Source organism: Streptomyces sp. NPDC056231 (genome assembly GCF_048270745.1).
Lineage (GTDB): Bacteria > Actinomycetota > Actinomycetes > Streptomycetales > Streptomycetaceae > Streptomyces.
This window is the reverse complement of sequence record NZ_JBLVKW010000125.1, coordinates 1-10,709: the sequence shown is the minus strand read 5'-3', so window position 1 is coordinate 10,709 and position 10,709 is coordinate 1. Positions and strand designations below refer to the sequence as shown.

The following is a 10,709-nucleotide window of genomic DNA, read 5'->3' as shown; positions in this document are numbered from 1 at the left end:
ACTTCATATCCTCTCGTTTTTTAGTGCTCGTAACAAATCCTCTCGGGCCGTGCGGGGGGGGGGGGCCCCCCCGGGGGGGGGGGGGGGGCCCCGCCCCCCCCCCCCCCTCGCCGCCCGACACCCTGCGGGCTACTCCTTCTCGTCCACGAGCGTGCCGTGCAGGCTGCGGATGTGCCGCTCGACCAGATCGGCCGCCTTCGCGCCCTTGCCCGTGCGCACCAGCCGCAGCAGTTCGGCATGCTGGGCATTGAGCCCGCTCGCAGTGGCCGGCCAGCCCTCGGCCGCCTCCAGCGCCCGCAGAATCAGCGGACGTACGGACTCGCGCACGGCGGAGGTGAGAGTGGAGGTCAGCTCGTTGCCGGAGCTGCGGGCGATCTGCACGTGGAACCGGGTGTCCAGGTCGTTGAACTCGGAGACTCCGACATCCGGCTCCCCCATGCGTACGAGCAGGCGCTCCGCCTCGTCCAGATCCTCGTCACAGGCGTGGGTGGCCGCCGCTTCGAAGCTGGACCGTTCGAGCACGACGCGCGCCTCGAGGACGTCCTCCAGGCTGTAGCTGCCGAGGGCGAAATGGAGCCGCAGCAGCCGGCCGAGGGCGTCGTCAGGGTTGCGTACGATCCGCGCCCCCGCGTCCGGGCCGCGCCCGGGCTGCGCGACGAGCACCCCGATCGTCTCCAGCACCCGCAACGCCTCACGCAGGGCGGATCGGCTGACTCCGAGCACCGGTGCGAGTTCACGCTCGGGCGGCAGCCGGTCCCCCGCCTTGAGCTCTCCCGCGAACACCCGCTCCTCGATGCTCTGGAGCACGAGCTCATGCGTACGGGACTGTCGTACGGGTTGCCACTCGACGGGCACCGTTCACCCCCTGCCTCGAATTTCCTCCCACTATGTCACACACGCCATGTGGTCGGACCAAAGATTCGGCGCACCGTGACTGCCCCTGTTGCCTCCCGCCGCACACGGAACGCCGACGGCCTCGGCTACGCGACGCCCGGTGCGTTCAGGTGCGGCCTCAGTAGGTGACGACGATGCGGCGGGCGATCCCGTCGACGCGGATGTGCCCGCCGTACGGGATCACCAGTTGCGGGTCCGTGTGGCCGAGGTCGACATCGAGGACAGCCATCGTGTCGGGGGCGTACTCGCTCAACGCGCGCAGGACCGCCTGCCGTTGCTCCGCACGGAACCGGTCCCCCTCCTCGGCGCCGAGCGGCTGTGCGAACGACCAGCACTTGGCACGCCCCATGATCAGCGCGGGGAACTGCTGGAGCAGCTCGCGTTCGCCCATGTTCCGGAGGATCCGGTAGACCTCTTCGGCGCGCGGCATTTCTTCGGATGTCTCCAGGAAGAGCACGTTACCGGCGTACTCGTCGACCGGCCGGATCTCGCGGTCGGCCATGAGCAGCCACGAAAGGATCTCCAGATTGCCGCCCCAGCCGCCCCCTTCGACGACCCGGTCGGCGTTGTGCCAGATCCAGCCGTCGGCGGGTCGCATCTCGGGCTCGGAGCCGAAGGTCCGGGGGTCCTCCCAACGGCGGTTGACGTGGTCGGTCTCCTTGGCCGGAGTCAGTTCGTAGGTTCCCCGGGTGAAGAGGGCGGCTCGCAAGGAGTCGGCGGTCAGGGGGTTCATCGCGCCGGGGCGCCCGAGTTCGACCATCACCGACCCGCCGTGGTAGCCGACGATGCCCAGGTTCCGGAGGAGGATCAGCAGGTTGGTGTTGTCGCTGTACCCGAAGAACGGCTTGGGGTTGGCGCGCAGCAGCTCGCGGTCCAGGTGCGGAAGAACGGTGATCTGGTCGTCACCGCCGATGCTGGCGATCACCGCCTTGATCTCGGGGTCGGCGAACGCCGCATGGATGTCGGCGGCCCGCTCGGCCGGAGTCGACCCCATGGTGCGCGTCGCCGGATACTCCACCACTGCGAGCCCGAACTCGTCACGGAGCCTGCGCAGCCCCAACTCGTAGGGCAGAGGCAGGATTCCGGGCAGTCCGGAGGACGGGGAGATGACGGCGACGCGGTCGCCGGGGCGGGGCTTGTCGGGGTAGCTGAGCGTCGTCATCCGGCGAGCGTAGGATCAGCCCGCTCCCGGTGTCAGCCGGGTTTCGGCTCAGTCGATGAACGAGCCGATGCGGCCTGCGCGGGTGTGCCGCCGAGGAGGCCGTCCGGCTGGTGCCGCCACAGCCTGGCGCAGGCGCCGCGTGCTGAAGGCATCGGGGAAGCCGACGTGCTGATGAAGGCGGATGTAGTGCGAGGCAGTTGTGGTGCGACGGGCCGGGACGTCACTTCAGTTCCATGAGAATGTCGGCGCGGGCGTAGTAGTCGGCCACGGGGAGACGGTCGCGGGTGATCCGGGCGAACCCGGCGTTCTCGTAGAGGTGGATGGCGGGAGCAAGCTTGCTGTTCGTACCGAGGAACAGCCGGGCCCCGCCGAGCGCGCGGGCGCGGTCGATTGCTGCGGCGATGAGCTGGCGGCCGATGCCGCGGCCCTGAGCGGTGGGGGCCACGGCCATCTTCGCCAGCTCGAACACGGCGTCGGGATAGGCCAGAAGCGCGATGCACCCGACAACAGCGTCGCTGCCCGGTTCATGCGCCAGAAGCACGTCGCCACCCGGGCCCACGATGCGGCCGAACGGATCCGCGAGAACGGCCCGGTCCTCTTCCTGCAGGGTGAACAGGCGCGAGATCCACTCCTCGTTCAGCGCGCGGAACGCGTCGGCTTCACTCTGTGAGGCGATGGAGGAGACCACGGTCGGGGCGGAGGTGTACGGCATCAGGCTGGTTCCTTCCGTTGTCATTCCCCGGTAGTCTCCGGACCCGCTCACCTATATGTCCAATACACAGACTGACCCCTGTCAATAAGCTCGACGTATGGATCAGCGAATCGAGTTCCGCCATCTGCGGTACTTCCTGGCTGTGGCCGAGGAACTCCACTTCGGCCGTGCCGCCCAGCGGCTGCACATAGCCCAGCCGGCCCTGTCCCAGCAGATCAGACAGCTTGAGAAGATCGTCGGCGTGGAGCTGTTCCGGCGGACCTCTCGAAGCGTCCGCCTCACGGACGCGGGAGCGACGTTCCGTCCACGAGCGAGGGATCTTCTGGGCCGCCTGGCGGCCGACGTCGAGGAGGCCGGGCGCGTCGGCCGCGGCGAGGCCGGTCGCCTGGACCTCGCCTTCATCACCTCCGCCACCGCGATCGTCAGCGAACGGCTCCGTGAATTCTCCCGCCGCCGTCCGGACGTCCAGGTCAAGCTTCACGACGGCTTCACCGTCGACGTCCTGGCGGCCCTGGAGCGGGGTACCGCCGACGTCGGGATCGTGCGGGATGCCGAAGAGCGAGACGACATCGACCTTTCCTTGCTGGCAACGGAACGGTTCGTCGCCGTCGTCCCCACAGAGCACCCCGCCGCGAGAGGTGACGATGTGGAAGCATCGGCTCTGGCCGCTGACCCGCTGATCCTGTTCCCGCGTTCAGCAGGACCTCAGGCGTTCGACGCGAACACGCAGCCGTTGCGGGACGCCGGCATCGACGTCCAGGTCGCGCAAGAGTGTTCGAACTGGCACACCATCGTCATGTTCGTCGCCGCCGGCCTCGGCGTCACCATCGCGCCCTACAGCGTCACGTCGCTGCTCCCCGCAGGCGCTCGAAGGCTCGAGCTCGACGGGCCTCCTACAGCGAGTCGAATTTTCATGGCCACCCGCCGAGGAGATGACCGTCCTCTCGTACAAGCCTTCATCGCAGCATCCGAGTCCATGACAGGTCGCGGCGAGGACCGAACACCGAGAGGTTGACCAGCGGAGCGAACCCCTGCCGGCACAAGGGCTACTTGAAGGCGTGCCGCGCATGGCCTCGTCCGCCGCGCCTGGACACCGGGCTCGGCAAGCATCCCCGACGACGGCGCACACAACGTCCTGGCCGACAGGCGGGCCGCAGGACCCGATCCGGTTCCGGCGTTCCCCCGGGCACAGCGCGCTCAAGGAGTCAGGCACCACCCCGGTCCCTATCATGGGCAGGGAGAGGCCTGGGACGAGGTGGTGCCGGTGCGCGTAACCAAGGTTTCCGGGGGCCTCGACGCAGGGGCGGGAGACTCACCGCCGGGTGCGTGCACGGCCATCGCATACGTGGCGGGCAACGGCGCGATCTCCCTGTGGAGCCCGCAGGCGGAAGCACTCCTTGGATACCCCGCGGAAGACGTCTGCGGAAAGCCGGCGGTGGATCTGCTGACCACCCGGAAGTACCGGGAAGCGGCAGTGGCTGCCCAGGTACGGCATACAGCCGGGCAGAGCTGGGACGGCGTACTGGGCATGAGGCACCGCGACGGGCACGAGGTGTCGGTAGCGGTGCGTGTGCGGCCCGTGCTCAGCAGGGAGGGCCAGGCCGGCTGGTCCGTCAGCGCCACCGACGCGCGAGAGGTGGAACGGGAGGATGTCGACCGCGCGATCCTGGAGGCGCTCTTCAGCCAGTCCCCGATCCCGGTGACCGTCACGGACACCGAGCTGCGGTATCTGTGGGTGAATGCCGCGACGGAGCGCGCGACCGCCCTGCCCGCCGAACGGCTCATCGGTCGGCGCATCGGCGATGACTCACCGGACTCGGCCTCGACGATCGACCGGATCCTGCGGCGAGTGCGGGACACCGGCGAGCCGGTGGTCGACTTCAAGGTGCACAGCCGCCTGGCGTCCGATCCGGACCACGAGCACGTGTTCTCCACCTCCTGCTTCCGGCTGACCGACCTGGCCGGCCGGGTCCTGGGGATGTGCCAGATGTACATCGATGTCACTGAGGGCCATCAGGCCCAGCAGCGGCTGGCGCTGCTGACCGAAGCCGGCGTGCACATCGGCACCACGCTGGACGTGGTGCGCACGGCGCAGGAACTGGCTGACGCGGCCGTTCCCGGCCTCGCGGACTTCGTCGCCATCGACCTGCTGGAGGCGACGGTGCGGGGCGAGGAACCGGCCCGCGGCCCGGTGGCCGGGGAGGTGCATACCCTCCGCTCAGGACTCCGTTCCGTACGCGAGCACGCCCCGGAGGCCGTGTTCGTGGTGGGCGAGCCTGTGGCGTACCCCCCGGGCACGCCACAGGTCCGGAGCCTGGCCACCGGGCAATCGGTACTGGTGCGGAGTCTGGACGCGGACCAGTGGTTCGCCCATGACGCCCGGCGGGCCGAGAAGATCCGCGAGTTCCATTTCCACTCGTACATGACAGTGCCGCTGCGGGCCCGCGGCATCACGCTGGGTGTGGCCACCTTCGGCCGCCACCAGGATCCGCGGTCCTACGACGAAGGGGACCTGTCCCTGGCCGAGGACTTCTCGTCCCGCGCCGCGGTATGCATCGACAACGCCCGCCGCTACACCCGCGAGCACAACACCGCCCTGGCCCTGCAGCGCAGCCTGCTGCCGCACGGTCTGCCCCATTTCCCCGCCGTCGAGACCGCCCACCGGTATCTGCCCGCTGCCGCCCACGCCGGAGCGGGCGGGGACTGGTTCGACGTCGTGCCCCTGTCGGGATCCCGCGTCGCCCTGGTCGTCGGAGACGTCACCGGCCACGGCCTGCACGCGGCGGCCATCATGGGACGGCTGCGCACCGCTGTCCATACACTGGCCGGCCTCGACCTCCCTCCCGACGAGGTCCTCACCCAGCTCGACGACCTCGTCATCCGTCTCACCGAGGAGGATCCCGACTGCGAGGGCGCCACGTGTCTTTACTCCGTCTACGACCCCATCTCCCGCATCTGCACCTTCGCGCGCGCCGGTCATCCCCCACCCGTCCTGGTGCAGCCCGATGGTGTGGTGGAGGTCCTCGACGACATCCCGCCCAACCTGCCCCTGGGGCTGGGCGGTCTCCCCTTCGAAACCGCTGAACGCCGTCTCGCGGACAGCTCTGTCCTGGCTCTCTACACCGACGGCCTCATCGAACCACCGGGCTGGGACGTCGACGCCGGACTCGACCGACTGTCCCGCACCATGGCCGGCCCCGCCCGACCGCTCGAACAGCTCTGCGATGCCGTAGTGGCCCCCCTGCTGCCGGAGCACCGATCCGATGACGCTGCCCTGCTCCTTGCCCGCACCCGCGTACTGGAAGCAGGCCAGGTTGCCTCCTGGGAGCTGCCGGTCGACCCCGCGCAGGTCGCCCATGCCCGCACCCTCACCACCCGTCAGCTTGCCACCTGGGGCTTGGAACCACTCACCTTCACCACCGAACTGATGGTCAGTGAGCTGGTCACCAACGCCATCCGGCACGCGCGCGGCCCCATCGCCCTGCGTCTCATCCACGCCACAGCCCTCATCTGCGAAGTCTCCGACGGCAGCCTCAACGCCCCACACCTGCGCCGCGCGCGCACCGGCGACGAGGGCGGCCGCGGTCTGTTCCTCGTGGCCCAGCTCGCCTCCCGTTGGGGCGCCCGCTACGACCGCGACGGCAAGACCATATGGGCCGAGCAAGTTCTTTCTCCTGTCGGAGCACCGATTCCGGCGATGTGAGCGCCGCCGGTGCCCGGTCCGCGACAGACCTCGTCCTTTCGATACCGACGGCTATTTTCCGGCGTCCTCATGGGTGAGTTCTGGGGACTCTCGCTTTCGGAGGCCAACAGGCTCAGAGGTTCTGCGAGCCGGCGGCCGCAGACCCGGTGCCAGGGAAAGGGTGACTGCGAGGGACGTCGCTGCCATCACGGCCATCGCTGTCGCCGGTGAGGTGCGCTCTGCGACAGCGCCCGCGAGGGTGGCGCCCACACCCTGCATGGTGAGCATGCCGGAGGAGTGCAGCCCAAGGGCGTGTCCGGTCAGCTCGTCCGGTGTCAGAGATATCAGGTGCTCCTGGAGCAGCAGGCTCGCTGAGTACCCGACCGTGGCGAGCGCCACGGTCGCCGCTGCCAGGGGAAGTGCCGGATGCAGGGGAAACACGAGGAAGGGAGCGGCGAGCAGCAGGCACAGCGGTACGCCGAGCCGTTCCCTCCATCGCTGAGGAACGAAGCGACCGGCCAGCGTGTCTCCCACCAGCATGCCCAGTGCGCCGCAGGCGAAGAGGATCCCCGCGTGCCGGGGCGCGTAAGGGACGTACAGCGACTCGCAGCCGACGATCAGCCCGTTGGGCACCCACAGGGCGAGGTAGACGTAGCGTCGTGGTTTCGAGGACCAGAGCCGCCCGTTGTTCCGCCACGTCTCGGCAACGGACGGCTGTCCGGTGGCCCGAGGCATCCGGCGGCTGAGACCGAGTCGGGCGATGGTTGCGCCGGCCAGGTACAGAGCGGCTCCGATGAGCAAGGTGCCGCGTGGTGACGCGAGCGTCGTCAGTACGCCACCGACCGCGAAGCCGCAGATCTGCACGGTGCCCGTGGACATGTTCAGCACGGCGCGACCGAGCAGATATCCCTCCTTGTCGAGGACTTCGTTGAGCAGTCCGTAGCGCACACCACCACCGAGGGCAGAGACGACTCCGAGGCCGAGGACGATGGCGAAGACCCCTGCAACAGGCAGGCCCGGTACGGCTTGGGCGGCTGTGCCGAGGCCGAAGAGCACTGACAGGCCGGTGAGTGCGGCACGTGGCGGCAACCGGTCGGCTGCCGAAAGCAGCGTCGCCGCGCCGATCACCTGCGTGAGTGAGGGGCCGAACATCGCGAGGGCTGAGAGCAGTGGCGAGCCGGTCGCCGTGTAGACCTGGATTCCCAGGGCCAGCCCGCTCACCGTCTGGGCCGCCACCTGCCCGGTGGACGACAGGAAGAGGGGCGTGAACTCCGGTGTCCGGAAGAGTTCGCGATAGGTGCGCATGACCGGAGTCTCAGTGGCGCCGATGCCGGGACGTTACTGTTTCGCACGGAGGCGAAAGATGAGCTGGTGGCAGGTCAACGCGGACACGCTTGCGAACAGCCGCTTCGTCGTCTCGCCGCTGGCCGAGGCCACCGCGAGCCTGAAAGCACTGGAGCGGGGAACGGCCGCGTATCCGGACGAGCGGACATGGCTCGACGCCCACCTGCCCGCCTACCGGGCACGGCAAGCCGACGACCCGCTCACCGCACTGCTTGTCCGGGCCGCTCTGGGGCGCACCTGGAACGCGACCTTCCTCACGCCCACACCGACAGGCGAGGGCGAGCAGGCACTCGAAGACGAACTGACGCGGATACGCGAAACGCCGCCCGAGACTGCCCGCACCGACCTGACGCTGTCCTCGGGCGGACCGCTCCCGGACCGACTGTGCCGCTCGGATCTTCCGGAACGCGCAGCAGATCTCTTGGAATGGGTATGGACGCAGACGGTTCTGCCCTACTGGCCGCGTCGTCGACGGATCATCGAGGCGGATGTCATCGGGCGCACGATGCAGCTGAGCCAAGGCGGTTGGATCACAGCCCTGGAGGACATGCGCACGGGAATGCGCTGGCTCGGCGGGAGCCGCTTGCAGATCACTGCGCATGATTCGCCGCCACGAGAGCTCTCCGGAGCGCAGTTGATGTTCGTGCCCGTCACGCCGCGACAGAGCTGGGTCTCATGGGAGTCCCACCGGTACGCCGTGGTGTACCCGTGTTCAGGCACCCTGGCAGACACCGGCCAGGCTCCGGTGCCAGAGCCTCTGCGCGCGCTGCTCGGGTCGGCGCGGGCGAGCGTCCTCATGCTTCTCGACACTCCGAAGAGCACGACACAGCTCGTGGCGTTGACCGGCCAGGGTCTGGGATCGGTGGGCCGCCATCTGAAGATCCTTCTTGGCGCTCACCTTGTGCGGCGCAGACGTGCCGGACGGTCCGTGCTCTACTACCGAACGGCCGTCGGGGAGGCCTTGTTGGAAGCCCAGTCATCCGGATGAGTCCTCATCCGGAAACCCGTTGTCCGGTGCGTAGCCACCTGATGGCAATCAGGGCCGGTGACGAGCCGACGCCGCCGGCAGCGCCCGGGAGGAACCGGCTCCCGTCGTCACCGGTCGCCGGGCTCCGCGTCGCGTAGGGGCGCAGGCCGCAGCGGGGTGGGTGCCGTCGCCGATGCGGACTCCGGCTTGGTACCCAGGGACGGCGACTCGACCCGCACGCATGGGACTGTCAGTGCCGACCGCGACACTGGTCGTCATCGCCAGGCGCGATCACCGTGCAGCGCTCCCCGCAAGCGGGGTGGCTCATGTCGGGTCGGTGGTCGTGGTGGCGGCGGGCAGGCCTATGTGCCGGGACGGCTGCCCGCCTTCGCGCGCCGGGCCCGTCTCAGGCGCATGCAGATGACGGAGCGGGGCCCTCTCCCGCCGGCATCGCCGCAGGCAGGGGCCGCTCCCCGTATTGCCGTGCCTCGATGAGCGCGACGGGCACGAAGACCATGTGCAGGCCGTGGACGCCTCCCCTGGGCAGGATGTTCAGGTGGCGCAGGAGTTCCTCGAACGCCGACGCGGTCACCTTCGGAAGCGGTCGGCCGACTCCTCTCGCTAACCGCCCTGGGTGGGTGCACTGTGGAAGACATGGCTCCCAGGCGGCGCTTTGCCGGGATGGGGCAGCTACGGTCGGCCCGTGCGTTGCTGCTGCTCCCGGTCGCGCTCATCGTGTTGATCACGATCGCGGACGTAGTGACCCCCCACGTCGTCCTCGGCCCCCTGCTGGTGATCGCGCCCGCGCTCACCGCGTCGTTCGCCGGGCCCTGGACGACGGGCGGCATCGGAGCCCTGGCCGTGGCGGCGCAGGCGTTCATCGGCTGGCACCTCGGCCCGCAGTACTCGCAGGGCCTGCTGGTGCAGGTGCTCGCCCTCACGGTGCTCTCCTTGCTGATCGTGTTCTACTCCGTGGTGCGCCGTTGGCACAGACGCCAGCTGGCCCAGGTGCGGTCGGTCGCCGAGGCCGCCCAGCACGCCCTGCTGTGGCCACTGCCCAGCAGGCTCGGCCCGCTGCAGCTCGCCTGCCTCTACCTGTCCGCCGAAGAGGAGGCCGAGATCGGCGGCGACCTGTACGCCGCCGCCCGTACCGACAGCGCCGTGCGTGTGATGATCGGCGACGTACAGGGCAAGGGGCTGCCCGCGATCGGCGAGGCCGCCCTCCTGCTCGGCGCCTTCCGCGAGGCCGCTCACCAGCACGCCGCCCTGCCCCAAATGGCCCTGGCTCTGGAACGCAGCGTGACCCGCTACCTGGCCGACTTCGAACCGGCGGACCGGGCCGGGGAACGCTTCGTCACCGCTGTCCTCCTGGAGATCCCCGACGACGAACCCGTCATCCAAATGACCAGCTGCGGCCACCCGGCGCCCTTGCTGCTCGGTCCGGACAACACCGTGACCGTCCCGAACCTGCACCCCGCACCCCCACTGGGCGTCGGCATCACCGACCCGGACGACCACACCCTCGACGTGCTGCCCTTCAACTCCGGCAACACCCTGCTTCTCTACACCGACGGCGTCATCGAGGCCCGCGACCGCGACGGCGTCTTCTACCCGTTCGCGGAACGCGCCGCCCAGTGGTCCGACAAAACCCCCGAAGCCCTGCTTCACCACATCCAGCGGGACCTGCTCGCCCACACCAGAGGGAACCTCGGCGACGACATAGCCCTCATCGCCATCCGCCGCGCAACCGCCCCGCATCCCCAGCCACCGCTCGTGGAGCAGCCACGCGACGCCGAAGGTGAGCGAATGAGGTAACCCCTGTCGGATGGACACCTGACAATGGATCTCGCAGGCCCGTGACTCCTCCCCCTCGTAAACGAGGGGGCTTCTCGCTATGCCGGTTGGGCTTCGCGACGGACCAGCCCGGCCCGTAGGACGTTCAGGGCGC

9 protein-coding genes are annotated in these 10,709 nt (G+C 69.3%); 4 read left to right on the top strand and 5 right to left on the bottom strand.

Annotated features, from left to right (window positions below; genetic code table 11):
* Positions 1-129: 129 nt before the first annotated feature.
* From ACNPQM_RS41315 to ACNPQM_RS41305, 3 genes are all read right to left on the bottom strand, one after another.
* Positions 130-855, bottom strand: coding sequence for a FadR/GntR family transcriptional regulator (locus tag ACNPQM_RS41315; protein ID WP_418088018.1), 726 nt, complete (start codon positions 853-855; stop codon positions 130-132).
* Positions 856-1,012: 157 nt separating this feature from the next.
* On the bottom strand, positions 1,013-2,056 hold the full coding sequence (locus tag ACNPQM_RS41310; protein ID WP_418088017.1) for a S66 family peptidase: 1,044 nt from the start codon (positions 2,054-2,056) through the stop codon (positions 1,013-1,015).
* 220 nt (positions 2,057-2,276) lie between these two features.
* Positions 2,277-2,768 carry a GNAT family N-acetyltransferase gene (locus tag ACNPQM_RS41305; RefSeq protein WP_418088016.1) on the bottom strand — a complete coding sequence of 164 codons (492 nt, stop codon included), beginning with the start codon at positions 2,766-2,768 and terminating at the stop codon, positions 2,277-2,279.
* Between the two features lie 97 nt (positions 2,769-2,865).
* Between ACNPQM_RS41305 and ACNPQM_RS41300 the strand changes: the two genes are divergently transcribed.
* Entirely contained in the window at positions 2,866-3,783 is a 918-nt protein-coding gene (locus ACNPQM_RS41300) for a LysR family transcriptional regulator (protein WP_418088015.1), read from the top strand.
* 249 nt (positions 3,784-4,032) lie between these two features.
* Positions 4,033-6,471, top strand: a complete 2,439-nt coding sequence (locus ACNPQM_RS41295; protein ID WP_418088014.1) for a SpoIIE family protein phosphatase — start codon at positions 4,033-4,035, stop codon at positions 6,469-6,471.
* 51 nt (positions 6,472-6,522) lie between these two features.
* Here the strand turns inward: ACNPQM_RS41295 and ACNPQM_RS41290 are convergent, their stop codons facing one another.
* Complete coding sequence (locus ACNPQM_RS41290; RefSeq protein ID WP_418088013.1) at positions 6,523-7,755, bottom strand: MFS transporter; 1,233 nt, start codon at positions 7,753-7,755, stop codon at positions 6,523-6,525.
* A 58-nt stretch (positions 7,756-7,813) separates the two neighbouring features.
* Here ACNPQM_RS41290 and ACNPQM_RS41285 point away from each other — a divergent pair, with 58 nt between their 5' ends.
* A complete protein-coding gene (locus tag ACNPQM_RS41285) occupies positions 7,814-8,782 on the top strand; it encodes an ArsR/SmtB family transcription factor (RefSeq protein ID WP_418088012.1) in 969 nt (322 codons plus the stop codon).
* Positions 8,783-9,167: 385 nt separating this feature from the next.
* Here ACNPQM_RS41285 and ACNPQM_RS41280 read toward each other — a convergent pair whose 3' ends face one another.
* The gene (locus ACNPQM_RS41280) at positions 9,168-9,353 is read right to left on the bottom strand and encodes a hypothetical protein (protein WP_418088011.1); all 186 of its coding nucleotides are present in this window, start codon (positions 9,351-9,353) and stop codon (positions 9,168-9,170) included.
* A gap of 62 nt (positions 9,354-9,415) precedes the next feature.
* On the opposite strand from ACNPQM_RS41280, the gene ACNPQM_RS41275 reads away from it, so the two are divergent.
* Complete coding sequence (locus ACNPQM_RS41275; protein WP_418088010.1) at positions 9,416-10,576, top strand: PP2C family protein-serine/threonine phosphatase; 1,161 nt, start codon at positions 9,416-9,418, stop codon at positions 10,574-10,576.
* Positions 10,577-10,709 lie beyond the last annotated feature (133 nt).